Origin of the sequence: Roseovarius salis (assembly GCF_044472985.1) — a bacterium.
In the GTDB taxonomy this organism is placed as follows: domain Bacteria; phylum Pseudomonadota; class Alphaproteobacteria; order Rhodobacterales; family Rhodobacteraceae; genus Roseovarius; species Roseovarius salis.
This window is the reverse complement of the sequence record NZ_JBISDG010000005.1, coordinates 55,469-79,394: the sequence shown is the minus strand read 5'-3', so window position 1 is coordinate 79,394 and position 23,926 is coordinate 55,469. Positions and strand designations below refer to the sequence as shown.

Here is a 23,926-nt window from a genome sequence, read left to right as displayed (position 1 = left end):
AGACTGAGTTCAACGCGAAAGGAAACGCCATGAGCAAACGGAAATCTCTTCTCGCACTGCTGCCCGCGGCCGCCATGGCCGCCGGTGCGGCCGGGGGCGACACCGGCACACAAGGCAGCGCGGGCTTTCTGCCGCAGGTGGTCTCCGCCGCCCATGCCCAGAGCAATCCCTGCGCCATCGCCAACCCCTGTGCGGTCGCCAACCCCTGCGGCGTGGCCGCCGACGACGGCGACGAGACGGACAAACCCGCCTACAAGGCGTCGGCAGAGACAGCCTCGGACAACCCGTTCGACGTTCCCGCCGGCTACACGCAGGCCGCCTACGGCGACACGATGCCCGGCGTGGTCACGAATTACCTGCGGGCCGCGCCGTATGTCGGCACGGGCGGCGCCGTCTCGGAAAACGGGTACGCGATCGCCAAGGCGGTGGGCTTTGCCACGGTTCTGAGCCTCAATACCGCCGAGGAAGGCACCGCCAAGGAGCGTGAACGCGCCGAGGCGGCAGGGCTTACCTATCTCAACGTGCCCGTCTCGGAACGCGCACCCGTGGCCGACCAGGTCGCCCGCATTACCGAGATCATCAACGACCCGGCCAATTACCCTATCCTGATGCACTGCCAGTCATCCAACCGGGTGGGCGCCGCTTGGGCGCTTTACCGCGCCGGGGCCGGGGTGCCCGAAAAGATCGCCGTGCAGGAAGGGCGCACCGTCGGGCTCAAGCCCAGCCGCGAGTGGAAGGTGCGTGAAATCCTCGGGATGGATCCCCTGCCGGAACAGGACTGACAAGTCCGGCCGGACCGTGCCAACCAGGGGCGGCGCGCACATGCGGGCCGCCCCTTTCGCGACAGGAGTGACGCGATGACACGCGATCCCCGCATGCCGCCTCTTGCGGATCTCCCGCAGGACGAGCTGGAGACGATGCACGCCGCGGCCGAACGCCTGCTGCTGGCCGCGCAGGCGCTCGGCGCAAAGGGGCAAACGGTGGTTTCCGCCCTGATGCCCGGCGACGACAGCATTGAGGCATGGGCGCATTACCCCGAACACGACATACGCGACCGGCAGAACGGCGTGCAGTTCTATTACCACGCCCACCCCGAGGCACACCGCGGGCCCGGCGAACACGGTCATTTCCATGTCTTCGTCTACCCCTCCACGGCCCCGTCGGCCGAGACCGGGGGCGGCGGACATGGCTGTTCACATGCCCCGGCGGATGAAACCGGCCGACGTCCCTGCCACCTTGTCGGGATCTCCATGGACGCGCAGAGCCAGCCCATCGCGCTGTTCACCACCAACAGGTGGGTGACGGGTGAGGACTGGCGCGACGGTGGCGAGGTCACGGCGATGGTCCGGGGATTCACGCTCGACGCGGACAATCCCTACCGCCACACCCGCGACTGGCTGGCCGGCATGATGGGCCTCTTCCGGCCCCAGATTGAACGTTTGGTCGCGGAACGCGACGCGGCTATCGCGGCGTGGCGGCAAGAGCATGGCGGCGACGTGCTGGAGGATCGCGATCTCTACCGGGTGTCGCACTGCGAGATCGATCTCTCGCGGCAGATCCTCGAACTGGAGGCCGCGCTGGACATCGCGCCCCCCGGCTGAAGCGCCGCGCGACGGCCAGCAGAAATCAACACGAAACCCCGCCCGTGCGACGGGCGGGGTCAGTTCTTTGCAAAAGGGCCGGACTCAGCCCACGTCGAATTCCAGCGGACGGATCTGCTGGAACAGGCCCGTCTCCTGCAGCTTTTCGATGACCTCGGGGGGAACCGGGGCATCGACGTAGAGCAGCGCGATCGCCTCGCCGCCCGCCGCGGCCCGGCCGAGGGTGAAGTTGGCGATGTTCACGCCGCTACCGCCCATCGTGTTGCCCAAGGTGCCGATGATGCCCGGCTCGTCCCGGTTGGTGGTGTAAAGCATGTGGCGCCCGATCTCGGCGTCGATGTTGATGCCCTTGATCTGGATGAAGCGCGGCTTGCCGTCCGAGAACACCGTACCACCGATGGAGCGTTCGCGCTTGTCGGTGACGACGGTCAGCTTGATGTAGCCCTCGAAGGCGCCGGACTTGTCCTGCCGCGTGGTCGAGATCTTCACCCCGCGTTCCTTGGCCATCAGCGGCGCCGAAACCATGTTCACCTCCGGGTTGACTGATTTCATGATCCCCGCGACCGAGGCACAGGTCAGGGAGTCGAGGTTCATCTCGCTGGCCACCCCGTCATAGAGGATGTTGATCGCCTTGATGGGTTCGTCCGTCATCTGGCCGATGAAGCTGCCGAGGTGGTCGGACAGCTTGATCCACGGCCCCATGACCTTGGCCTCCTCGGCCGTGACGGACGGCATGTTGAGCGCGTTGGTCACCGCCCCGGTCAGCAGGTAATCCGACATCTGCTCGGCCACCTGCAGCGCCACGTTCTCCTGCGCCTCGGTCGTCGCCGCACCAAGGTGCGGCGTGCACACCACGTTGGGCAGACCGAAAAGCGGGTTTTCGTGCGCGGGTTCCTCGGCGAACACGTCGAAGCCCGCGGCGCCGATGTGGCCCGACTTGATCAGATCGGCCAGCGCCTGCTCGTCGACCAGCCCGCCACGGGCACAGTTGATCACGCGCGCGCCCTTCTTCATCTTCTGCAGGTTCTCGCGGCTGAGGATGTTCTTGGTCTGCTCGGTCAGCGGCACGTGGAGCGTGACGAAATCGGCCCGTGCCAGCAGGTCGTCCAGCTCGACCTTCTCCACGCCCATCTTGTCGGCCTTCTCCTGGCTGAGGAAAGGGTCGTAGGCCACGACCTTCATCTTCAGCCCCCGTGCCCGGTCGCAGACGATGCCGCCGATGTTGCCCGCGCCGATCACGCCCAGCGTCTTGCCGGTCAGTTCCACGCCCATGAACTTGGACTTCTCCCACTTGCCAGCCTGGGTGGAGGCGCTGGCCTCGGGGATCTGGCGGGCAATGGAAAACATCATCGCGATGGCGTGCTCGGCCGTTGTGATCATGTTGCCGTAAGGCGTGTTCATGACGATCACGCCCTTTTTCGAGGCGGCATCCTTGTCGACATTGTCGGTGCCGATCCCGGCGCGCCCGACGACCTTCAGCCTTGTGGCCGCGTCGAGGATCTTGGGCGTCACCTTCGTGGCCGAGCGAATCGCCAGCCCGTCATATTCGCCGATCACCTCGGCCAGCTTTTCCTTGTCCTTGCCAAGCTCGGGCATGAAATCCACCTCGATCCCCCGGTCGCGGAAGATCTGCACGGCGGTTTCCGACAGCTTGTCGGAGACGAGTACCTTGGGAGCCATGTTTCTGGTCCTTTGATTGAATTTGGTCGGAAGCATGGGCGGGCCGGCGCCCACCCTGCGGAGCATCTCGTAGGCCGGGCTTCAGCCCGGCCCCCCTCACGCCGTCTCGGAAAGCGCCGCGATCTCGGCCTCGTAGGCCCATTCGATCCACGGCATCAGCGCGGCCACGTCCGTGGCCTCGACCGTGCCGCCACACCAGATGCGCAGGCCCGGGGGTGCGTCGCGGTAGGCGCCGATGTCGTGCGCCACGCCCTCCGCCTCCAGCCGCTTGACGACGGCCTTTGCAAAGGCCGCGCCGTCGGCGATCCGGTCGTCGGTGAACTTCAGGCAGACAGAGGTGTTGGAACGCACCGCCGGATCCTCGGCGAGGAAGGCGATCCAGTCACGCTCGGCCACGAAGCTCTGCACCGCCGCGAGGTTGGCATAGGCGCGTTCGCGCAGCCCCTCCAGCCCGCCGACCGAGCGCGCCCAGTCCAGCGCCAGCAGGTAGTCCTCCACCGCCAGCATCGAGGGCGTGTTGATCGTCGCGCCCTCGAAGATGCCCTCGTTGAGCTTGCCGCCCTTCGTGAGGCGAAAGATCTTGGGCAATGGCCAGGGCGGGGTGTAACTTTCCAGCCGCTCCACCGCCCGCGGGCTGAGGATGATCATCCCGTGCGCGGCCTCTCCGCCCAGCACCTTCTGCCAGCTGAAGGTGGTCACGTCCAGCTTGTCCCACGGCAGCTCCTGCGCGAAGGCCGCTGATGTCGCGTCGCAGATCGTCAGCCCGGCGCGGTCGTCCTTGATCCAGTCGCCGTTGGGCACGCGCACACCGCTGGTGGTGCCGTTCCAGGTGAACACCACGTCATTGTCGGTATCCACGCCGTCGAGATCCACGATCTGTCCGTAATCGGCCTCCTTGACTTCGGCGTCGAGCTTGAGCTGCTTGACCGCGTCGGTCACCCAGCCCGCGCCAAAGCTTTCCCAGGCAAGCACCTCGACGCGGCGCGCCCCCAGGAGGCTCCACATGGCCATCTCCACCGCCCCGGTGTCCGAGGCGGGCACGATACCGACACGGTAATCGTCGGGGATGCCCAGTATCTCGCGCGTGCCGTCGATGGCCGCCTTGAGCTTGGCCTTGCCCACGGCCGCGCGATGGCTGCGGCCCAGCGGCGCGTCGGCCAGTTTTTCAAGCGAGAATGCAGGGGGCTTGGCACAGGGGCCGGAGGAAAAACGCGGGTTGGCCGGCCGCGTTGCCGGTTTCTGATCTGTCATATGTCCTAACCTTCCAGATAGTCGCCCCTCGTTGGGGAGGGGTGTCCCACGGACGGCTTTACGCCGGAAACCGGCCTTTCGCAAGCCTCGATCTGTCGCTAGAACGTCGCCTGAGCCACCAATCGCGACATCATCGCCTACGATCGGAAACCCGGGACAATGTACATCGCCACGCTGATCGCGCCCCGCGGCGCGCTGGATCCCACCCTTGTCGACACCGTCCGCAACGCCTGGGGCGGGGGCGAGGCCACATGGCTGGCGCCCGACGAAGCGGCGGAGATCCCCCTCGCCACCCTGCCCGGCAACCAGGCGCAGGTCGCCGAAGAGATACGCGGCATGGGTGCGGATCTCGTCGTGCAGCCCGCCGAGGGACGGTGCAAGAAAATGCTGCTGGCGGACATGGACAGCACCATGACCCGGCAGGAATGCATCGACGAGCTGGCCGAGGCCGCGGGCGTCGGCGCACATGTGCGCGAGATCACCGCGCGGGCGATGAACGGCGAGCTTGATTTCGAGGGCGCGCTGCTGGAGCGGGTCGCGCTGCTCAAGGGCTTGCCCGAAACCGCGATCGACACCGTTCTGGCCGAACGCATCAGCCTCATGCCAGGAGGGCGGACGCTGGTGGCGACGATGAAGGCGCACGGCGCCTACACCGCGCTGGTTTCCGGCGGGTTCACCGCCTTCACGGCGCGGATCGCGGCGGAGCTGGGCTTCGACGAGCACCGCGCCAACACCCTGCTGGCCCGCGGCGGCCACCTGACCGGCGACGTGGCGCGCCCTGTCCTCGGCCGCGAGGCCAAGGTGCAGGCGCTGCAGGAAATCACCGCGCGGCTCGGGATCGCCGAATCGGACGTGATCGCCGTGGGCGACGGCGCGAACGACCTCGGCATGCTGGGCCGGGTCGGCACCGGCGTGGCGCTGCATGCCAAGCCAGCGGTCGCCGCGCAATGCGACGTGCGCATCGACCACGGCGACCTGACGGCGCTGTTATACCTGCAAGGCTACGCGCGGGACGCGTTCGCATAGGCCGCGCCGCGTGGTCCATCGGGGGCCAGCCCCCGAACCCCCGGAGTATTTCCGGCAAGATGAAGATCGCCGGGGCGCCCCGTCTTCATCTTGCCCCAAATACTCCCGCCGGAGGCGTCCCTCACGCGCCACTGCCGCCCGACCCCGTGAACGGCTTGACCCGTCGGCCCCTGCGGTGGCCCCGATGCCGCGGGACAAGCGCGACCCGCCTCCGGCTCGATGCTTTTGTCCGAACACCTTGCCCTCGCCGCGGCTTGCGCCTAGGTTGCGAGGCACCTCGGGGTGCCAAGGGCCACAGGCCCGCGGCTGAGATGCGCAAGCGAACCCGTTGAACCTGAACCGGCTAGAACCGGCGGAGGGAAGGTTTCCGTTTCTGCAAGAATGGATCCGCCTTGCCTCTCGCCGCAAAGGAGGATGCCATGAAACATCTTGCATTTGCAGCGGGGCTTCTGGGTGCCACGGCCGCCACGGCCCAGTCACCGGAGTTAACCGTCTACACCTATGACAGTTTCGTTTCCGACTGGGGGCCCGGCCCCAAGGTCGAGGCGGCGTTCGAGGAGACCTGCGAGTGCGATCTCAACCTCGTGGGCGTGGAGGACGGCGCCGCCCTGCTGGCGCGCGTCAAGCTGGAGGGCGCCCGCTCGGATGCCGACGTTGTGCTGGGGCTCGACACCAACCTCGTGGCCCGGGCGAGGGAAACGGGGCTGTTCGCTGAACACGCGGTCACCGCGGACTATGACCTGCCGGTGGCGTGGGACGACCCGGTGTTCGTGCCGTTCGACTGGGGCCATTTCGCGTTCGTCCATGACAAGGATTTCGACGCGCCCGGCAATTTCGAGGCGCTGGCAGAGAGCGACGCCTCGATCCTGATCCAGGATCCGCGCTCCTCGACGCCCGGGCTCGGCCTGCTGATGTGGGTCAAGACCGCCTACGGCGATGCCGCGCCCGGGATATGGGAGGGGCTTGCCGACAACATCGTGACCGTCACCAAGGGCTGGTCCGAGGCCTATGGCCTGTTCCTGGAGGGTGAGGCCGACATGGTGCTGTCCTACACCACCTCGCCGGCCTATCACCTGATCGCGGAGGAGGACGACAGCAAGGCGGCGGCGATGTTCGACGAGGGCCACTACATGCAGGTCGAGGTCGCCGCGAAGATGGCCGCGACGGACCAGCCGGAGCTGGCCGACCGGTTCCTGCAGTTCATGGTGTCCGACAGGTTCCAGTCGATCATTCCCACGACCAACTGGATGTATCCGGCGGTAACGCCGGACTCGGGCCTGCCCGAGGGGTTCGGCACGCTGGCGACGCCTGAGACGTCGCTGCTGCTGTCACCGGAAGAGGCCGCGGCCATTCGTGACGAGGCGCTGGAAGAGTGGCGCACCGCGCTCAGCCGCTAGCGGCGTGGCCCGGGATCGGCGCGGCGGCCTGCCTTGCCGCGCTGATCCTTGGCACGCTGGCCGCCGTCGCGCTGCGGGCGGAACCCGGGGGAGGGATGGCCGCCGCCGACTGGGCCGCGCTGCGTTTCACCGTCTTTCAGGCCACCTTGTCCGCGCTGATCAGCGTGGGGCTGGCCGTCCCGGTCGCCCGGGCGCTGGCGCGGCGGCGGTTTCCCGGGCGCAACACGCTCATCGCGCTTCTGGGCGTGCCCTTCATCCTGCCGGTGATCGTCGCGATACTGGGCCTTCTCGAGGTCTTCGGCCGGGCCGGCTGGATCAGCGAAATCGCGGGGCTGTTCGGCCTGCCACCCCTGCAGATCTACGGGCTTCACGGGGTCGTCCTTGCCCATGTGTTCCTCAACCTGCCGCTGGCCACGCGCCTGATCCTGCAGGGCTGGCAGGAGGTGCCGGCGGAACGCTTCCGCCTTGCCGCGCAGCTGAATCTAGGCCCGATGGCGATGTTCAGGCTCATCGAGGCGCCGATGCTGCGGCAGGTGGCGCCGGGGGCGCTGGCGGTCGTTTTCACCATCTGCCTGACGAGCTTTGCCGTCGCGCTGACACTGGGGGGCGGGCCGCGCGCCACCACGATCGAGCTGGCCATCTACCAGTCCTTCCGTTTCGAGTTCGACCTTGGCAGGGCCGCGATGCTTTCCGGCCTGCAAATCATCCTCACGAGCGCGGCCGCGCTGGCGGCGTTGCGGCTTGCGAAGGGCACCGGCTTCGGCGCCGGGCTCGACCGGCCGGTGCGGCGGTGGGACGGGCGGTCGCCGGCTGCGCGGGCGGGCGACGCGGCATGGATCGTTTTCGCCGCGGGTTTCCTGATGCTGCCGCTGTCGGCCATACTGGCCACCGGGCTGCCCGGCGTGGCAGGAATGCCCGGCGCGGTGCTGGAGGCAGCGGCCGTTTCGCTGGCGGTCGCGGCGGGCAGCACGGTCATCCTGCTGTCGGCGGCGGTGCCGATGGCAGCGGCGGTGGCGCTCGGCCGTCACGGCCTGCTGGAACTGGCCGGGCTTCTGGGGCTTGCCGCCTCGCCGCTGGTTATCGGGACGGGGCTTTTCATACTGATCCGCCCCCTGGCGGACCCGACCGCCTTGGCGTTGCCGGTCACGGCGCTGGTGAACGCGGTGATGTCGCTGCCCTTTGCGCTGCGCATCCTGGTGCCACGGGCGCGCGAGGTCGTGGGCCGGTACGGCCGGCTGGGCCTGTCGCTCGGCCTGGCGGGGGGGCCTTTCCTGAGGCTGGTATTCCTGCGGCGGATGCGGGCACAGATCGGGTTCGCCGCCGGCCTGGCCATGGCACTGTCGATGGGGGATTTAGGGGTGATCACGCTGTTCGCGGACGCCGACATCGCCACGCTGCCCCTGCAGATCTACCGACTCATGGGCGCCTACCGGATGGAGGCCGCGGCGGGCGCGGCGCTCTTGCTTCTGGTACTGTCGGTGGGCACGTTCTGGGCACTGGACAGGGGTGGGCGCTGGCATGTTGAAGCTTGAAGGCTGCGTCATGGAGAACGGCGATTTCCGCCTGAGAGCGGATTTCGAGGTCGCCAAGGGCCGGCGCGTGGCCGTGATCGGGCCATCCGGAGAGGGCAAGACAACCCTGCTGGAGGGTATCGCCGGGTTCCTGCCCGTCGGGACGGGCCGCGTGACATGGAAGGGGCAACCGATCACGGGAATGGCACCGGGGGAGCGCCCTGTCGCCATGCTGTTCCAGGACGGCAACCTGTTCCCGCACCTCACCGCGGCACAGAACGTCGGGCTGGGGCTGCGCCCTGCCCTGCGGCTGTCGCCGGCAGAGAATGCGGAGGTGGCGGCGGCGCTGGAACGCGTGGGGCTGTCCGGCTTGGGCGGGCGCAAGCCATCCGCGCTCTCTGGCGGGCAAAGGGCGCGCGTGGCGCTGGCGCGGCTCGTGGTCCAGAGGCGCGAAATCCTCCTGCTGGACGAGCCGTTCGGCGCGCTCGGCCCCGCTCTCAAGGACGAGATGCTCGAGCTCGTTGCCGGGCTGGCGCGCGAAAGCGGCGCGACGGTCCTGATGGTCAGCCACGACCCGCAGGATGCCCGGAAATTCGCCGAAGAGGTCATCTTGGTGGAAGCCGGTATTGCCCATCCGCCCGTGGAAACCGCCGCGCTCTTCGATGATCCGCCGGCGGCGCTCCGCGCCTACCTCGGCGGCTGAGGGTCCGGGGCGCGCGCATGTCGCCCGCGCCCCGGGCGATGCATCAACCTTCGGACGACATGGCCGGCAGCACGCCGGCCTCGCGGGCCGCAGTGATCTCTTCGGCGCTCAGCGTTCCGTCTGCATTGGCATCGATCTGGGTAAAGACACCTTCGCCCGCATCGGGCATCGCGGCGTTGAACTCGTTCATGGTCACGCTTCCGTCGCCATCAGCATCCATCTTTACCGAGGTCTCTGCCAAGGCAACGGCCGGCAGGGTAATGGCAAGGATGGCGGCTGCGGCTGTAAAGTTCCTGGTCATGGATACTTTCCTTTCGAGGTTTCATCCTTCGAGAGCTTTTGCGCCCCCGAGGTGAAAGTGTCGCCATGAATGCCTGTCTGTCTGCCGCCTTGTGCGCATAGCGGCCATGAGGGCGGGAACGGGCCGAAATCCGGGGTCGCCGCCGGCGGAGCCCTGCCCGACCAAACGCGACCGCGCCGCACAGGCGGGAAACCGCGGGGCGGGATCCCCGGTTTCGGCGGGGAACCGAGCATGCAAGGCCGCCCGCCGGGACGCGGCGAACATTCGCCGGCCGAGTCAGACAAGCCCGCTGTCGGGAACGATGCGGCCGGTTTCGATGCCTCGGCGGTTCAGCACCGGCGCATTCAGGAACCGCCGCGCCGCGGGGTGATCGGCCTCCAGGGCGCCGAGGCGTACCAGCAGGGCCGCGACGGTGCATTCGGCGGCGCGGGTCGCGCCATCCTCGATCTTGAGCGCGATCCCCATCCCCCGCGCGGGCAGAATGGCAGCAAAGAATCCTTCGGCCCCGGTCTTGAGCGCCACGGGTTCCTTGGTTGCGCGCATCAGCTCGGTGCAGGCCCTCCCCTCGCCCGCGACCAGGGCGGGGTGGGTGACCATCGCCTGCCAGAGCCGGACCATCGCGGACTGGCGGCGACCGGCATCCTCCATGGCGGTGGCAAAGGCTGCCATCGCCCGTGCCATCCCGTGTACCGAGGTGATGAAATTGGGCGCCGAGCAACCATCGATGCCAAACCCGGGGCTGGGCTGAGCCGTAACATCCTCGAAGGCGGAGAGACAGGCGCGCTGCACTGGATGGTCGGGATCAACATACTCGGGCCCCGCGCCGAGATGGGCGGCGAGCGTCAGGAAACCGGCATGCTTGCCGGAGCAGTTGTTGTGGATCTGGCAGGGCTCTTCGAAGGCGCGGATCAGGGCGTTGCGCGCGGGAATGTCGGCAGGCTCCTGCGGGCCGCAGCGCAGATCGCCGTCGCCGAGCCGGAGGTCTGCCAGCCAATCCGACACGCGGCGCGTGTGCATGTCGGCGGCGTCGTGGGAAGCACAGGCCAGTGCCAGATGCTCCGGTGTCAGGCCGTGCGCGTCGGCGGCGCCGCTTTCGACCAGCGGCAGGGCCTGAATCATCTTGGCGGAGCTGCGCGGCAATACCTCGGTGTCGGGGTTGCCCCATGCCGCGTGGATGGCGCCGGCGGCATCACAGATCACGGCGTGGCCGGCGTGGCGGCTCTCTGCGAGGGGCCCGCGCCATATTTCCGTCAACGGAACTGCACCCGTCATTTTTCCTCCTTTGTCACGCGCCGGTGGGCACGCGAATTTCCGCCAATCAAACCCTTCATGTCTCGCCACTTTCGGGCTAATGTTGCAATGTCGAGGGAATTCGGCCGCCCTGCAACCACAATCCGGAAAGAGATCCGGGCGGCCCGGAAAGGTTGAGGCGAAGAACAGCTTGGAGGCTGGTAGAATGGGATCACCGATTGCACGCCTGACAGCTTTGCGCATTCTTGCGGGTGGCTTTCTGGCGGCGGCAGCGACCGGCGCGGCGGTAAAGGCGCAGGAAGAAAGCACCAACCAGGTCGCCGCGGAAACCGCATGGAGCGTTTTCGAGGACAGCGAGCCAAGGGAATGCTGGGCGGTCTCCTCGCCCACCAAGACGGTCAACACCAAGGATGGCCAAGTGGTGCAGGTCCGCCGCGGCGAGATCCTCTTGATGACCTTCTTCCGGCCCGATGCCGGCGTTGACGGACAAGTGACCTTTACCGGTGGCTACCCGTTCGCGGAGGACACCACCGTCAACGTCAAGATCGGCGACGAGGAGTTCGAGATGTTCACCGAAGGCGAGTGGGCATGGCCCGCCAGCACCGCCGACGACGCCAAGATCATCGCGGCGATGAAGCGCGGCACGGACGCGGTCCTGACGGCGCTCTCCACCCGGGGCACGACCACCAAGGACACGTTCTCGCTCATGGGCTACACGGCCGCCATGGAAGAGGCCGAGAAACGTTGCCAGCAATGACGCCTGACCGGCAGCACGGTACGCGGCCGGCACCATGAACGGAAATTCCCCATGTCAGGTCAGATGCCGTCGCGTGGCGCCGCTGCGCGGCGCAGCCGGTCGTTGATCGCGCGGCCAAGGCCCGTCTCGGGGATCGGGGACACCGCGATGGCAGCGCCGCGCGCGTCAAGTGCGTGGAGGCAGGCAAAGAGGTTGGCCGCGGCCTCGGCCAGATCGCCCGAGCGCGACAGGTTGAGGTCACTGTCGACGGGGCCGAACCCGAGCAGCACCTCGCCCTCGCGCGGCGCATCCGCGTTCAGCCGCACCGGGGCTGCCGGCGCATAGTGGGAGGCGAGCTGTCCAGGCGAGCTCAACGGATCGTCCGCGGCGTGAAAGGCCAGCTCTTCGCCGAGGGTGGTTTCGATCTGCTCCACCGACAGGCCGCCGGGGCGGAGCAAGGTCGGCATGCCGGTGAGCCCGATGATCGTTGATTCCAGCCCGACACCGCAGGCCCCACCGTCGATCACCGCCTCGATCCGGCCCCGCAGGCCAGCGCGCACATGCGCCGCGGTGGTGGGGCTGATCCGGCCCGACGGGTTGGCCGAGGGGGCGGCGACGGGGCCACCGAAGGCGCGCAGCAGGTCGCGCGCCACGGGGTGGGCGGGCACGCGCACCGCAAGCGAGGGCAACTCCGCCGTGACCAGCGGCGAGAGCCCCGCGCCGGCCTTCAGCGGCAGCACAAGGGTCAGCGGACCGGGCCAGAAGGCCGCGGCAAGGCGGTCGGCCGCCTCTGACCACTCGACGAACTGCCGCGCAGTGGCGGCGCTGTCCACATGCACGATGAGCGGGTTGAAACGCGGTCTTTGCTTGGCCTCGAATATGCGCGCCACCGCCCGGCCATTGGCCGCGTCGGCGCCGAGGCCGTAAACCGTTTCGGTCGGAAACGCGACGAGCCCGCCAGCATGCAGGATCTCCGCGGCGCGGGCGATCCCGTCGCGGTCAGCGGCCAGAGTTTCCGTTGTGGGGCCGGTGGAATCCATGACGCTGCGTTCCTGTTGCTGGCGGCCGTGACCGGTTTAGTCTAGACACGCGGCGGTAACGCATAAAGCCGCCGGGCCGCGATGCCAAGGCGCGGCGGCCGCGCTGACAGACGGAACAGGAGAGCCCTGATGCCCTATCGCGCACCAGTCGCGGACTTCCGCTTCCTTCTCGATCACGTCCTGGACCTCCAGGCGGTCACGGCGACGGAACGGTTCAAGGAGGCGACGCCCGAACTGGTCAACGCGGTGCTGACCGAGGCCGGACGCATGTGCGAGGAGGTGCTGAGCCCCCTTCAGCGGGCGGGCGACCTGCATCCCGCGCGGCTGGAAAACGGCGTGGTGCGCACGACCCCGGGGTTCGCCGAAGGTTACCGCGCCATTGCCGAGGGCGGCTGGATCTCGACCAGCGCCGCCCCTGCCCATGGTGGCGCAGGCCTGCCGATGGCGCTGACAACCGCCGTCAACGAGATGATGAGCGGCGCCTGCCTGAGCCTGCAACTCGCCCCCCTGATGACGCAGGGCCAGATCGAGGCGCTTGAAAGCCACGCAAGCGACGCGCTCAAGGCGGTCTACCTTCCAAAGCTGATCAGCGGCGCGTGGTCGGGCACGATGAACCTGACCGAATCACAGGCCGGCAGTGACGTGGGCGCGCTGCGCACGCGGGCCGAGCGCAACGGCGACGGCACCTACGCCATCTCGGGCCAGAAGATCTACATCAGCTGGGGCGATAACGATTTCACCGGGAATGTCTGCCACCTCGTGCTGGCACGCCTGCCCGACGGCAAGCCGGGGACCAAGGGGATCAGCCTGTTCCTCGTGCCGAAATACATTCCGGACGAGACCGGCACACCCGGCAGGCGCAACCGTGTCAACGTCCTGAGCCTCGAGCACAAGATGGGCCTGCATGGCAGCCCCACGGCGGTGATGGAGTACGACGGCGCCACCGGCTGGCTGGTCGGCGAGGAACATGACGGGATGCGCTGTATGTTCACGATGATGAACAATGCCCGACTTGGCGTGGGTGTTCAGGGCATCGGCGTGGCCGAGGGCGCCTATCAGCACGCGCTCGCCCACGCGCTCGGCCGGCAACAGGGCAAGGCCCCGGTCGTGGGGGGAACCGGCGCGATCATTGATCATGCAAATGTGCGCCGCATGCTGGCCACCATGAGGGCCGAGACATTCGCGGCCCGGGCGATCGCGCTTGCCAATGCCCTTGCCACGGACATGGCCCACGCCACCGGTGCGCCGGACTGGTCGGCGCGGGCGGCCTTCCTGACGCCGATCACCAAGGCTTTCGGCACCGAGACGGGCATCCGCGTCAGCCATCTGGGCGTTCAGGTGCATGGTGGCATGGGCTACATCGAGGAAACCGGCGCGGCGCAGTATTCCCGCGACGTGCGCGTGACGGCGATCTACGAGGGCACCAACGGCATCCAGTCCATGGACCTCGCGGCCCGCAAGCTCATGGATGGCGGCGAAGCGGCGCAGGCGCTTGTGGACGAGATGCAGTCCGAGGCCGAGGCCGCCCGCGGCCGTCTGCCCGATCTGGCCGGACCAGTCTGGAGCGCGACCGAGTCGCTGCGCGAGGCGACCGAATGGATGGTCGCGCAGGATGACATGAACCAGCGCTTCGCGGGCGCGATGCCGTTCCTGCGCGGGTGGGCACGGGTTCTGGGGGCGCATTTCCACCTCTGCGCCGCGATGGCCGAGGGGGGCGACGGCCCCCGCACGCGGCTGGCGCGGTACTACATCACCCGCCTGCTGCCCGAGCATGCAGGCCACATCGCGCATGCCACGGCCGGGGCGGATGATCTGTTTGCCGTCTCCCCGGAGGACCTGTCGGCATGATGGACGGAGCACACGGCATCATCCGGCACCCTTGGGAACATGCGCCGGAGAACGGGACCGCGACACAGATCGCAGATGGCGTGATGTGGATCCGCCTGCCCCTGCCCATGGCGCTGGATCATGTCAATGTATATGCGCTGGATGACGGCGACGGCTGGACGCTGGTGGATACCGGCATCCGGTCAAAACGCGGCATCGCGCTCTGGCAGCGGCTGCTGGAGGGCCCTCTGCGCGGCAAGCCCGTGCACCGCGTTATCGTGACCCACCACCACCCTGACCATGTAGGGATGGCGGGATGGCTGATGGATGCCTGTGGCGCCGAGCTGACGACCACGCGCACCGCGTGGCTGACCGCGCGGATGCTGATCCTCGACGAGGAAGACCGCCCGACCCCGCAGGCGCTGGATTTCTGGCGGGCGGCGGGAATGGACCCCGACATGTTCGAGCGGCGGCGGACCCAGCGGCCCTACAATTTCGCCGACACCTGTCACCCGCTGCCGGTGGGTTACACGCGGGCCAGGCAGGGCGACGTGATCCGCGCCGGCGGGCGGTCGTGGGATGTGCATATCGGCAACGGCCATGCACCCGAGCACCTGACCCTGTGGAGCCGCGACGACGACCTGGTGATCGCCGGCGACCAGATCATATCGTCGATCAGCCCCAATCTCGGCGTCTACCCGACCGAACCCGAGGCCGATCCGGTGGGAGAGTGGCTTGAGGCCTGCGGGCGGCTGGCGACGCTGGCGCGCGAGGATCACCTCGTGTTGTCGGGGCACAAGCTGCCATTCACGGGGCTGCCCGTGCGCATGCGCCAGTTGATCGAGAACCACCACGGCGCACTCGACCGGCTGCGCGACCACCTCGCCGAACCCCGCACCGCGGCTGACTGTTTCCGACCCATCTTCAAACGCGACATCGACGAGGGCGTGTACGGGCTTGCCCTGGTAGAGGCGGTGGCGCATCTCAACCACCTGTACCATGCAGGAGAGATCACGCGCCGGCGGCGGGAGGACGGCGCCTGGCTGTGGTGGTCACGAAAGTAACCCGGGCGCGCCGCGGCACCTGGCCCCGTCCGGCAAGAGGGTGGTGACAGGCGCATGGAAATGCAGTATCGACCAACCTGACGCGATTATCGGCTTCAAGGAACAAAAGACATGGCTGAGCACAAGCATGGCGATATGAATATCGAAGAGCACGAAAAGACGTTCGAGGGCTTTATCCGTGCCACAGCCTGGACCGTCGTCGCCGTCATCGTTGTCCTGATCTTCATGGCGCTGGTCAACGCCTGATACCGCCCCGCGTGGACGAATCACGGTACGGCGACGGCGCGAGCCGCCGATTGCCCGATCTGCCGTGACTTGTCGCCATGTGCGCGCTATACTGCCTCCAACGGCGCCGTGAAGAGCGCGTATGAGGCACGTGGCATGGAGTTTTTCGACAATCTGTCGACGCGCTGGACGCGGGCGAGAAACCGTCTTGCGGCGTGGCGTGCCGCCATGGGGCGTCCCGCGACCGCGTTCATTTCCCAGCCCGAACCCCGCACGATCGGCAGCTATGCCCGCGGACGGCAGCTGTCTGCGGGGAATTTCCTGTTCGCCGGGCACCTGTTGCAGGACCCTGATGCCGGGATGTGGGATCTGGCACCGCCCGACACCGCCTTTGCCGAGGCGCTGCACGGTTTCGGCTGGCTGGATGACCTCGCCGCGGCGGGCGACGCCAAGGCGCAGGCCCGCGCGCAGGAGTGGCTCTGGCGGTGGATCGTGCTTTACGGCGGGGGTCACGGCCCCGGCTGGACGCCGGACCTTACGGGGCGGCGCCTGATCCGCTGGATCAGCCACGCCCTGTTCGTGTTGCGCGGTCAGGACAGCGAGGCATCGCACGCGTTCTACCAGTCGCTTGCTGCACAGACGGAATTCCTGGGCCGCCGGTGGAAAGCGTCGGCGCCGGGACTGCCACGGTTCGAGGCCCTCACGGGGTTGATCTATGCAGGCATCTCGCTGGAGGGAATGGACGGCCACATCGCCCCCGCCGTGGCCGCGCTGGATCGCGAATGCGAAGCGCAGATCGACGCGCAGGGCGGTCTGCCCACGCGCAACCCAGAGGAACTGCTGGACGTCTTTACCCTGCTGACATGGGTGGCCGTGGCGCTCGGCGAATCGCGGCATAGCGTCAGCAACGCGCACTGGCAGGCGATCGAGCGGATCGCGCCGACGCTGCGCACGCTGCGCCATGCCGATGGTGGGCTGGCCCGTTTCCACGGCGGCGGACGCGGCCTGCCCGGGCGGCTGGATCACGCGCTGGCCAACAGCGGCGTGAAGGGGCGCGCGCCGGATGGCCTGTCGATGGGTTTCGCACGGCTGAGCGCAGGACGGACCAGCGTCATCGTCGACGCCGCGCCGCCGCCCACCGGCAAGGCCTCGGCCGACGGCCATGCGTCGACGCTGGCCTTCGAGCTGACCTCGGGTCGGCGCCCGCTGATCGTCAATTGCGGGTCGGGCGCCAATTTCGGAATGGACTGGCGGCGCGCCGGGCGCGCGACGCCGTCGCATTCCACGCTGGTGGTGGATGAACGCTCCAGCGCACGTACCGCGCCCGCCCGGGGCAGCCGTGAATTCCTTGTCAGTGCGCCCCGCCGCGTGCCCATCGAGGTGAGCCAGGCGCCGGACGGGCTTCGCTTCGAGGGCGGCCATGACGGGTACCTCAAGGAGTACGGGCTGACACATGTCCGCAAGCTGGAACTGACCTTCGACGGCCGCGGACTCGCGGGGGAGGACATGCTGCTGGCGCTCGACGACGCCGACAAGCGGCGATTCGACCGCGCCCTCGACGCGACCGGGCTGGGCGGGATCCCATACGAGATACGCTTTCACCTGCACCCGGACGTGGATGTTTCGCTCGACATGGGGGGATCGGCGGTGTCGATGGCCCTGATGAGCGGCGAAATATGGGTGCTTCGCTCGGACGGGAGCGCGGACATGTCCGTGGAATCCAGCGTTTACATGGAAAAAACACGCTTGAAGCCGCGTGCGACCAAACAGATCGTTCTATCCTGCCGCGCGATGGAGTATGCGACCCGCACGAGATGGTCCCTGGCCAAGCCGCAGGATTCGCCCGTCGCGGTTCGTGATCTGGGGCAGGACAGTCTGGACCTCGTGACCGAAGATTGAAACCCGACCCGAGGATTTGCCGCCGATGACAGACCGCGCCCCCGTACGCCGTGCCCTGATTTCCGTCTCCGACAAGACCGGCCTCGCCCGACTGGGCACAGAGCTGGCCGACAGGGGGGTGGAGCTCGTCTCGACCGGCGGCAGTGCGAAAGCCCTGCGCGAGGCGGGGCTGGCGGTGCGGGATGTATCCGAGGTGACCGGCTTTCCCGAGATGATGGATGGCCGGGTCAAGACGCTGCACCCGATGGTGCATGGCGGCCTGCTGGCCCTGCGTGACAACGAGGACCACGCCGCCGCGATGGAGGCACACGGTATCAGTCCGATCGATCTGCTGGTGGTCAACCTCTACCCCTTCGAGGAAACCGTGGCGAAAGGGGCCGGTTTCGACACCTGCATCGAGAACATCGACATCGGCGGGCCGGCGATGATCCGCGCGGCGGCCAAGAACCATGCCCACGTCACCGTCGTGGTGGACGTTGAGGATTACGACACGCTTCTCGGTGAAATGGACCGGCACGGCGGCGCCACCTGCTCCGAGTTCCGCCGCAAACTGGCGCAAAGGGCCTTTGCCCGCACGGCGGCCTACGACGCGGCGGTTAGCACATGGATGGCCTCGGCCATCGGCGAGGACGCGCCGCGGCGCCGCGCCTTTGCCGGCACGCTCGCCCAGACCCTGCGCTACGGCGAGAACCCGCATCAGCGCGCCGCATTCTACACCGACGGCAGCACCCGGGCCGGCGTGGCCACCGCGGTTCAGCATCAGGGCAAGGAACTGAGCTACAACAATATCAACGACACCGACGCCGCCTTTGAACTGGTCAGCGAATACGCCCCGGCGGACGGGCCGGCCTGCGCCATCATCAAGCACGCCAACCCCTGCGGGGTGGCGCGGGGTGAAACGCTCAAGGAGGCCTATCGCCGCGCCTTCGACTGTGACCGCACCAGTGCCTTCGGCGGGATCGTGGCGCTGAACGCTCCCCTCGACGGGGCCACGGCCGAGGAGATCGCGCGGATATTTACCGAGGTGGTGATCGCGCCGGACGCTGACGCTGACGCGAAAGAGATCTTTGCCGCCAAGAAGAACCTGCGCCTTTTGACGACCGGGGGGCTGGCCGACCCGGCGGAAGCGGCGCTGATGCTCCGGCAGGTGACGGGCGGCTACCTTGTGCAGGACAAGGACAATGGCACGGTCCGCGAGGATGCGCTGAAAGTCGTAACCAGACGCGCCCCGACGGAGCGCGAAATGGCCGACATGCTGTTCGCGTGGAAGGTCGCCAAGCACGTCAAGTCGAACGCCATCGTTTACGTCAATGACGGCGCGACCGTGGGCGTCGGTGCAGGACAGATGAGCCGCGTGGACAGCTGCCGCATCGCCGCCCGCAAGGCCCAGGACATGGCCGCCGAGCTGGGGTTGGAGACACCGCTGACACGGGGCAGCGCCGTGGCCTCGGACGCCTTCTTTCCGTTCCCCGACGGCCTGTTGACCGCTGCCGAGGCTGGCGCCACGGCGGTGATCCAGCCGGGCGGATCGATGCGCGACGACGAGGTCATCGCGGCGGCCGACGAAGCCGGTCTTGCCATGGTGTTGACGGGTATGCGCCATTTCCGGCACTAGCGTTACCTGTTGCGGGAGGGCGGCATGCGCGTGATTTTCTGGGTTGGCCTTGTAACCTTCCTCGTCGACCAGGCCTCCAAGAACTGGGTCCTGCACCGGCTGAACCTTGATCGCGTGGGCGCCATCGACGTCTGGCCGCCCTATCTGAACCTGCGCATGGCATGGAATCACGGCATCAATTTCGGGCTTTTCGCGGGCGACGGCCCGCTAACGCGGTGGGTGCTGATCGCGATAGCGCTGGTCATTTCGGCCGGGGTGCTGTGGTGGGTTCGGCACGAGCCGGGCGGGACATGGCAGAAAATCGCCGCCGGCCTGCTGGTGGGCGGCGCACTGGGCAACGTCGTTGACAGGGTGCTTTACGGGGCGGTGGCCGATTTCCTGAACATGTCGTGCTGCGGAATCGACAATCCCTACGCCTTCAACGTCGCCGACATCGCGGTTTTCGCCGGGGCATTGGGTATGATAATGTTCAGCGGTGGCAAAAAGCCCGCGTGACCTCGGCCCCGTGATGGGTTAGGGGTGCGCGGGACGGGCTTTGGAGAGATGCGGATGACGCTGCCGCGGGTGCTGATACTGCTGGGACTGGTTTTCACTGTCGCCGCCTGCGGGGCGGGCGACAAGGACGTGACCCTGACACGGTTGAAAAATCCGGACGAGGGACCCGATGAATTCCTGATCACGCCCGGTAAGCCGCTGCAGGAGCCCGAGAGCTATTCGGCGCTTCCCGCTCCGAACCCGGGGGGCGCCAACCGCACCGACCGCGACCCCAAGGCCGAGGGCATCGCGGCGCTCGGGGGCAATGCAGGCGCGACCGCGCAGGGCGGCATACCGCCGCGCGATGCCGGGCTGGTGCGTCATGCGGGGCGGTTCGGCACGCAGCCGGGTATCCGCCAGACGCTGCGCGCAGAGGACGAGCAGCTGCGCCGCGCCTATGGCAAGCGGAACCTCCTGCGGATCGGGCCGCGGGACGATTACACGGAAGCCTACAAGCGCCAGTGGCTGGATGCGCAAGAAGAACAGCAGAGACTGCGCCGCGCCGGGATCGTCACACCGTCCGCGCCGCCACCGTCCGAATAAGCGGGGCGCGATCACAAGCCTGACAGATTCCTTGAATTGCCGCCGAGGCACCGTATCTTGCTCATGAAACGGCGGGCAGGCGCAGACTTGCGCAGACTTGCGATGCCCGAACCAAGCGGCAAGGAGACCGATATGCGCAAACTCGTGGCCCTGCTGGCCGTCGTTCTCGTCGGTGCCGTGCCGGCGCGGGCCAAGGACGCGGTCACGACCATGACGCTCGACAACGGGATGGAGGTTGTCGTGATCGAGGACCACCGCGCCCCGGCGGCGGTGCACATGGTCTGGTACAGGGCCGGATCGGCGGACGAACCACCCGGCGTTTCGGGGGTCGCGCACTTCCTCGAACACCTGATGTTCAAGGGAACCGACACCTTGGAGCCCGGCGAGTTCTCGGCCACCGTGGCGCGCAATGGCGGGCGTGACAACGCCTTTACCAGCTATGACTACACCGCGTATTTCCAGCGCGTTGCGGCAGACCGGCTCGAGCTGATGATGCGCATGGAGAGCGACCGGATGGTGAACCTCCGTCTCAGGGAAGCCGACATCGCCACCGAGCGGGACGTGATCATCGAGGAGCGCAACCAGCGGGTGGAAAACAATCCCGCCGGACTTTTCCGCGAGCGCCTGAACGCCACGCAGTATCTCAATCATCCCTACGGCACGCCCATCATCGGCTGGCAACAGGAGATGAGCGCACTGGATATGCAGGACGCCCTTGGCTACTATGAAACCTACTACGCCCCCAACAACGCGATCCTTGTCGTGGCGGGTGACGTGACGCCGCAAGAGGTGTCGCGGCTCGCGCGGAAATACTACGGCAAGATCCCCGCCAACCCGGAGCTGCCCGAACGCGGCCGCCCGCAGGAGCCCAGACAACTGGCCGAGCGCCGCATCGTGCTGGAGGATGACCGGGTGGGGCAGCCCTTCGTCATGCGCAGCTACCTTGCACCCGAACGCGACAGCGGCGCACAGGCAACGGCGGCCGCGCTGACGGTTCTGGCCGATGTGCTGGGCGATGGCACGACATCGGTTCTGAACGCGAAGCTCCAGTTCGAGGACAAGATAGCCGTCTACACCGCGGCCCGTTACAGCGGCAAGGCGCTGGATGATACGACGTTCGAATTCGTCGTCGTGCCGGCACCGGGTGTCACGCTCGAGCAGGCGGAAACCGCGCTGGACGAGGTGCTGACAGGCTTCCTCGAGGACGGTATCGACCCTGCGCACCTGGACCGCGTGAAGATGCAGCTGCGCGCGCAGGAGGTCTATGCGCGCGACAACGTGTTTCGCCTTGCCAACCGGTATGGGCGCGCGCTGACCCAGGGGCTGACGGTGGAGGACGTACAGGCATGGCCAGAGGTGCTCCAGTCCGTCACGGAAGAGGACGTCATGCGGGTTGCGCGGCAGGTATTCGACCGCGAAGCGGCCGTGACCGGGTGGCTCAAGGCGCCGGAGGTGACCCAATGATTCCCAGAATGCTCTGGTCTCCGCTGCTGGCGCTCCTGCTACTGCTGGCTGCGCTGCCCGCCCGGGCCGAGGTCGACATCCAGGAAGTCACGAGCGAAAGCGGCATAGACGCATGGCTGGTCGAGGATCACTCGCTGCCTTTCGTCGCGCTCGAGTTGCGATTCCGCGGAGGCGCATCGCTGGATGCGCAGGGCAATCGCGGCGCCGTGAACCTTATGACGTCCCTGCTGGAGGAAGGCGCGGGCGACATGGATGCGCGCGCCTTTGCCCGGGCCCGTGACGCGATCGCGGCGAAGTTCAGCTATGACGCCGGTGATGACGCGGTGCGCGTCTCGGCCCGTTTCCTGACCGAAACCCGGGACGAGGCGATCGGCCTGCTGCGCGCCAGCCTTGCTGAGCCGCGCTTCAGCCAGACGGCGATCGAGCGCGTGCGGGCACAGGTGCTATCAATCATCCGGTCCGAAAGGAAGGATCCCGATGATATCGCCGGTGACGCGTTTTCCGAGTTGGTCTACGGTGATCACCCCTATGGAAGCCCCGAAACCGGCACGATCGAAAGCGTCAACGGATTGACCCGCGACGATATCATGGACGCACACGAGGCCGTGTTCGCCCGCGACAGGGTCTATGTCAGCGCGGCCGGCGACATTACGGCGGCAGAGTTGTCCAAGCTCGTGGACGATCTGCTTGGCGGGCTGCCTGACAAGGGCGCCCCCCTGCCGAAAGAAGCGGACCTGACGCTGCCGGGCGGAACCAGGGTGGTCGAATTCGACACGCCGCAATCCGCTGTCATGTTCGGGCAGCCTGGAATTGAGCGGGATCACCCGGACTTCTTCGCTGCCTACGTGCTCAACCATATCGTGGGCGGCGGCGGCTTCACGAGCCGATTGATGCGGGAAGTGCGGGAAAAGCGGGGCCTGACCTACGGCGTCTATTCCTACCTCGTAAATCGCGACAACGCCGATATCTGGATGGGGTCGGTGTCTTCCGCCAATGACAGGGTGGCAGAAGCGATCGACGTCATACGTTCCGAATGGGCGCGCATCCAGGCCGAAGGCGTGACCGCCGAGGAACTGGAAGACGCCAAGACATACATCACCGGCGCCTATCCCCTCAGATTCGATGGCAACAGCGCCATCGCGGATATCACCGCGGGGATGCAGCTACGCGGAATGCCCACCGAGTACATCGCCACCCGCAACGACAAGATGAACGCGGTAACGCTGGACGATGTGAATCGCGTGGCAAGGGAACTGATGGATCCCGACATGCTGACCTTTGTCGTCGTCGGCCAGCCGAAGGGGCTCGACGCAACGAACTGACGCTACAGCGTCGCGGCGATCCGTGGCCCGAGGGCCGGGTCGGCGTCTTCTAGCGGCGGGCGCAGGGTGAGCCACCGGCGATCACCGGTCTGATGCGCCTTCAGGGATTTCAGCGCCGGGATCAGCCCGGCCGCCTGAATGGCCTCACGGTGGCGATCAACGGAGCGTTGCGTTTCCGCGGCGGCGGCCCAGTCCCCGGACGCGGCAATATCATGAAGCGCACGGATCGCTGCGACATTGGAATTGCAGCTGGCGGAAATGCAGCCCCCGCCACCGATGCGCATCGCCGCGCACATCAGGCTTTCCGAGCCCGGAAACACCGAAATACCCGGGGCGGCGTTGATCACGGCGCGGGTGTTTTCCCAGTCGCCCGAGCTGTCCTTGTAGGCGACGACGATTCCGGGAAATGCTTGGGCAAGGCGCGCGGCAAGCGCGGGCGATATGCCGATCCCTGCCATCTGGGGGATGTGGTACAAACAGATCCTTGTCGCGTCTGACCCGATGCCCTCGATCAGAAGGCTGAAATAGCGATACAGCCCTTCGTCGGTCGCGTTGACGAAAAAGAATGGCGGCAGCGTCATGACTGCGGCGCACCCCACATCGACCGCGTGCCGACACAGGGTGATCGTTTCCTCCAGGGAACAAAGACCCGTTCCCGGCAAGAGCTGCCCGGGCCGCGCCACGCCTGAGTCGATCAACAGCTCCAGCACCTGCATCCGCTCCCGAACCGAATGGCTGAGCGCCTCGGAAGTCGTGCCAAAGGGCGACAGGTAATGCGCACCGTTCTCAAGGCAGGCATGCGCATGATCCAGATACAGGTCCGTCGCCACGGACAGATCATCGTTGTACGGCGTGAGGAGCGGCGTGACGACGCCGTGCAGACGGTCGGTCATGTGATATCCTTTCCCCGGGTCATGCCCGGATCATCCGCCGCGC

22 protein-coding genes and 1 riboswitch are annotated in these 23,926 nt (G+C 67.3%); of the genes, 16 read left to right on the top strand and 6 right to left on the bottom strand.

Going from position 1 to position 23,926, the window contains the following annotated elements; all coding sequences use genetic code 11:
• Nucleotides 1-29 precede the first annotated feature (29 nt).
• Nucleotides 30-782 carry a beta-lactamase hydrolase domain-containing protein gene (locus tag ACH13J_RS03130; protein WP_397541856.1) on the top strand — a complete coding sequence of 251 codons (753 nt, stop codon included), beginning with the start codon at nucleotides 30-32 and terminating at the stop codon, nucleotides 780-782.
• Nucleotides 783-857: 75 nt separating this feature from the next.
• Complete coding sequence (locus ACH13J_RS03125; protein WP_397541855.1) at nucleotides 858-1,601, top strand: DUF6969 family protein; 744 nt, start codon at nucleotides 858-860, stop codon at nucleotides 1,599-1,601.
• Between the two features lie 84 nt (nucleotides 1,602-1,685).
• Here ACH13J_RS03125 and serA read toward each other — a convergent pair whose 3' ends face one another.
• Together serA and ACH13J_RS03115 are read right to left on the bottom strand one after the other, a co-directional pair.
• Nucleotides 1,686-3,281: a phosphoglycerate dehydrogenase gene (serA, locus tag ACH13J_RS03120; protein ID WP_397541854.1), complete on the bottom strand. Its 1,596-nt coding sequence runs from the start codon at nucleotides 3,279-3,281 to the stop codon at nucleotides 1,686-1,688.
• 96 nt (nucleotides 3,282-3,377) lie between these two features.
• Nucleotides 3,378-4,532, bottom strand: coding sequence for a phosphoserine transaminase (locus ACH13J_RS03115; RefSeq protein ID WP_397541853.1), 1,155 nt, complete (start codon nucleotides 4,530-4,532; stop codon nucleotides 3,378-3,380).
• Nucleotides 4,533-4,691: 159 nt separating this feature from the next.
• Here ACH13J_RS03115 and serB point away from each other — a divergent pair, with 159 nt between their 5' ends.
• From serB to ACH13J_RS03095, 4 genes are all read left to right on the top strand, one after another.
• Nucleotides 4,692-5,558, top strand: coding sequence for a phosphoserine phosphatase SerB (serB, locus tag ACH13J_RS03110; RefSeq protein WP_397541852.1), 867 nt, complete (start codon nucleotides 4,692-4,694; stop codon nucleotides 5,556-5,558).
• 268 nt (nucleotides 5,559-5,826) lie between these two features.
• Nucleotides 5,827-5,936, top strand: a riboswitch (TPP riboswitch).
• Nucleotides 5,937-5,977: 41 nt separating this feature from the next.
• Nucleotides 5,978-6,955 carry a thiamine ABC transporter substrate binding subunit gene (thiB, locus tag ACH13J_RS03105; RefSeq protein WP_397541851.1) on the top strand — a complete coding sequence of 326 codons (978 nt, stop codon included), beginning with the start codon at nucleotides 5,978-5,980 and terminating at the stop codon, nucleotides 6,953-6,955.
• Nucleotides 6,931-8,487, top strand: coding sequence for a thiamine/thiamine pyrophosphate ABC transporter permease ThiP (locus ACH13J_RS03100; RefSeq protein ID WP_397541850.1), 1,557 nt, complete (start codon nucleotides 6,931-6,933; stop codon nucleotides 8,485-8,487). Before thiB ends, ACH13J_RS03100 begins: the two co-directional genes overlap by 25 nt.
• A complete protein-coding gene (locus ACH13J_RS03095; protein ID WP_397541849.1) occupies nucleotides 8,474-9,169 on the top strand; it encodes a thiamine ABC transporter ATP-binding protein in 696 nt (231 codons plus the stop codon). The genes ACH13J_RS03100 and ACH13J_RS03095 overlap by 14 nt, the downstream gene beginning before the upstream one ends.
• Nucleotides 9,170-9,212: 43 nt before the next feature.
• Here ACH13J_RS03095 and ACH13J_RS03090 read toward each other — a convergent pair whose 3' ends face one another.
• Nucleotides 9,213-9,470 carry an EF-hand domain-containing protein gene (locus ACH13J_RS03090; protein ID WP_397541848.1) on the bottom strand — a complete coding sequence of 86 codons (258 nt, stop codon included), beginning with the start codon at nucleotides 9,468-9,470 and terminating at the stop codon, nucleotides 9,213-9,215.
• 276 nt (nucleotides 9,471-9,746) lie between these two features.
• Nucleotides 9,747-10,742 (bottom strand): asparaginase, encoded by a 996-nt coding sequence (locus ACH13J_RS03085; protein ID WP_397541847.1) that lies wholly within the window; start codon nucleotides 10,740-10,742, stop codon nucleotides 9,747-9,749.
• 184 nt (nucleotides 10,743-10,926) lie between these two features.
• Here ACH13J_RS03085 and ACH13J_RS03080 point away from each other — a divergent pair, with 184 nt between their 5' ends.
• On the top strand, nucleotides 10,927-11,478 hold the full coding sequence (locus tag ACH13J_RS03080; RefSeq protein ID WP_397541846.1) for an invasion associated locus B family protein: 552 nt from the start codon (nucleotides 10,927-10,929) through the stop codon (nucleotides 11,476-11,478).
• Nucleotides 11,479-11,537: 59 nt separating this feature from the next.
• On the opposite strand, the gene ACH13J_RS03075 is transcribed toward ACH13J_RS03080, so the two are convergent.
• Entirely contained in the window at nucleotides 11,538-12,497 is a 960-nt protein-coding gene (locus ACH13J_RS03075; protein WP_397541845.1) for an L-threonylcarbamoyladenylate synthase, read from the bottom strand.
• A 129-nt stretch (nucleotides 12,498-12,626) separates the two neighbouring features.
• Here ACH13J_RS03075 and ACH13J_RS03070 point away from each other — a divergent pair, with 129 nt between their 5' ends.
• The 9 genes from ACH13J_RS03070 (at nucleotide 12,627) to ACH13J_RS03030 (ending at nucleotide 22,990) form a co-directional block, all read left to right on the top strand.
• Nucleotides 12,627-14,345 carry an acyl-CoA dehydrogenase family protein gene (locus ACH13J_RS03070; protein ID WP_397541844.1) on the top strand — a complete coding sequence of 573 codons (1,719 nt, stop codon included), beginning with the start codon at nucleotides 12,627-12,629 and terminating at the stop codon, nucleotides 14,343-14,345.
• The gene (locus ACH13J_RS03065; RefSeq protein WP_397541894.1) at nucleotides 14,345-15,388 is read left to right on the top strand and encodes an MBL fold metallo-hydrolase; all 1,044 of its coding nucleotides are present in this window, start codon (nucleotides 14,345-14,347) and stop codon (nucleotides 15,386-15,388) included. Before ACH13J_RS03070 ends, ACH13J_RS03065 begins: the two co-directional genes overlap by 1 nt.
• A gap of 111 nt (nucleotides 15,389-15,499) precedes the next feature.
• Entirely contained in the window at nucleotides 15,500-15,634 is a 135-nt protein-coding gene (locus ACH13J_RS03060; protein ID WP_397541843.1) for an aa3-type cytochrome c oxidase subunit IV, read from the top strand.
• A gap of 135 nt (nucleotides 15,635-15,769) precedes the next feature.
• Nucleotides 15,770-17,512 (top strand): heparinase II/III family protein, encoded by a 1,743-nt coding sequence (locus ACH13J_RS03055; RefSeq protein ID WP_397541842.1) that lies wholly within the window; start codon nucleotides 15,770-15,772, stop codon nucleotides 17,510-17,512.
• Nucleotides 17,513-17,537: 25 nt separating this feature from the next.
• Entirely contained in the window at nucleotides 17,538-19,127 is a 1,590-nt protein-coding gene (gene purH, locus ACH13J_RS03050) for a bifunctional phosphoribosylaminoimidazolecarboxamide formyltransferase/IMP cyclohydrolase (protein WP_397541841.1), read from the top strand.
• Between the two features lie 24 nt (nucleotides 19,128-19,151).
• The gene (gene lspA, locus ACH13J_RS03045) at nucleotides 19,152-19,622 is read left to right on the top strand and encodes a signal peptidase II (RefSeq protein ID WP_397541840.1); all 471 of its coding nucleotides are present in this window, start codon (nucleotides 19,152-19,154) and stop codon (nucleotides 19,620-19,622) included.
• 54 nt (nucleotides 19,623-19,676) lie between these two features.
• Entirely contained in the window at nucleotides 19,677-20,204 is a 528-nt protein-coding gene (locus ACH13J_RS03040; protein ID WP_397541839.1) for a DUF3035 domain-containing protein, read from the top strand.
• A gap of 132 nt (nucleotides 20,205-20,336) precedes the next feature.
• Nucleotides 20,337-21,668: an insulinase family protein gene (locus ACH13J_RS03035; protein WP_397541838.1), complete on the top strand. Its 1,332-nt coding sequence runs from the start codon at nucleotides 20,337-20,339 to the stop codon at nucleotides 21,666-21,668.
• A gap of 8 nt (nucleotides 21,669-21,676) precedes the next feature.
• A complete protein-coding gene (locus ACH13J_RS03030; RefSeq protein WP_397541837.1) occupies nucleotides 21,677-22,990 on the top strand; it encodes an insulinase family protein in 1,314 nt (437 codons plus the stop codon).
• Between the two features lie 2 nt (nucleotides 22,991-22,992).
• On the opposite strand, the gene ACH13J_RS03025 is transcribed toward ACH13J_RS03030, so the two are convergent.
• Nucleotides 22,993-23,883 carry a dihydrodipicolinate synthase family protein gene (locus tag ACH13J_RS03025; RefSeq protein WP_397541836.1) on the bottom strand — a complete coding sequence of 297 codons (891 nt, stop codon included), beginning with the start codon at nucleotides 23,881-23,883 and terminating at the stop codon, nucleotides 22,993-22,995.
• Between the last annotated feature and the right edge of the window lie 43 nt (nucleotides 23,884-23,926).

Excerpts from the sequence above, each read along its gene's own strand:
- ACH13J_RS03130 (WP_397541856.1), top strand. The coding sequence starts at position 30 with ATGAGCAAACGGAAATCTCTTCTCGCACTGCTGCCCGCGGCCGCCATG.
- ACH13J_RS03125 (WP_397541855.1), top strand. The coding sequence starts at position 858 with ATGACACGCGATCCCCGCATGCCGCCTCTTGCGGATCTCCCGCAGGAC.
- serA (WP_397541854.1), bottom strand. The coding sequence starts at position 3,281 with ATGGCTCCCAAGGTACTCGTCTCCGACAAGCTGTCGGAAACCGCCGTG.
- ACH13J_RS03115 (WP_397541853.1), bottom strand. The coding sequence starts at position 4,532 with ATGACAGATCAGAAACCGGCAACGCGGCCGGCCAACCCGCGTTTTTCC.
- serB (WP_397541852.1), top strand. The coding sequence starts at position 4,692 with ATGTACATCGCCACGCTGATCGCGCCCCGCGGCGCGCTGGATCCCACC.
- thiB (WP_397541851.1), top strand. The coding sequence starts at position 5,978 with ATGAAACATCTTGCATTTGCAGCGGGGCTTCTGGGTGCCACGGCCGCC.
- ACH13J_RS03095 (WP_397541849.1), top strand. The coding sequence starts at position 8,474 with ATGTTGAAGCTTGAAGGCTGCGTCATGGAGAACGGCGATTTCCGCCTG.
- ACH13J_RS03090 (WP_397541848.1), bottom strand. The coding sequence starts at position 9,470 with ATGACCAGGAACTTTACAGCCGCAGCCGCCATCCTTGCCATTACCCTG.
- ACH13J_RS03085 (WP_397541847.1), bottom strand. The coding sequence starts at position 10,742 with ATGACGGGTGCAGTTCCGTTGACGGAAATATGGCGCGGGCCCCTCGCA.
- ACH13J_RS03080 (WP_397541846.1), top strand. The coding sequence starts at position 10,927 with ATGGGATCACCGATTGCACGCCTGACAGCTTTGCGCATTCTTGCGGGT.
- ACH13J_RS03075 (WP_397541845.1), bottom strand. The coding sequence starts at position 12,497 with ATGGATTCCACCGGCCCCACAACGGAAACTCTGGCCGCTGACCGCGAC.
- ACH13J_RS03070 (WP_397541844.1), top strand. The coding sequence starts at position 12,627 with ATGCCCTATCGCGCACCAGTCGCGGACTTCCGCTTCCTTCTCGATCAC.
- ACH13J_RS03065 (WP_397541894.1), top strand. The coding sequence starts at position 14,345 with ATGGACGGAGCACACGGCATCATCCGGCACCCTTGGGAACATGCGCCG.
- ACH13J_RS03060 (WP_397541843.1), top strand. The coding sequence starts at position 15,500 with ATGGCTGAGCACAAGCATGGCGATATGAATATCGAAGAGCACGAAAAG.
- ACH13J_RS03055 (WP_397541842.1), top strand. The coding sequence starts at position 15,770 with ATGGAGTTTTTCGACAATCTGTCGACGCGCTGGACGCGGGCGAGAAAC.
- purH (WP_397541841.1), top strand. The coding sequence starts at position 17,538 with ATGACAGACCGCGCCCCCGTACGCCGTGCCCTGATTTCCGTCTCCGAC.
- lspA (WP_397541840.1), top strand. The coding sequence starts at position 19,152 with ATGCGCGTGATTTTCTGGGTTGGCCTTGTAACCTTCCTCGTCGACCAG.
- ACH13J_RS03040 (WP_397541839.1), top strand. The coding sequence starts at position 19,677 with ATGACGCTGCCGCGGGTGCTGATACTGCTGGGACTGGTTTTCACTGTC.
- ACH13J_RS03035 (WP_397541838.1), top strand. The coding sequence starts at position 20,337 with ATGCGCAAACTCGTGGCCCTGCTGGCCGTCGTTCTCGTCGGTGCCGTG.
- ACH13J_RS03030 (WP_397541837.1), top strand. The coding sequence starts at position 21,677 with ATGCTCTGGTCTCCGCTGCTGGCGCTCCTGCTACTGCTGGCTGCGCTG.
- ACH13J_RS03025 (WP_397541836.1), bottom strand. The coding sequence starts at position 23,883 with ATGACCGACCGTCTGCACGGCGTCGTCACGCCGCTCCTCACGCCGTAC.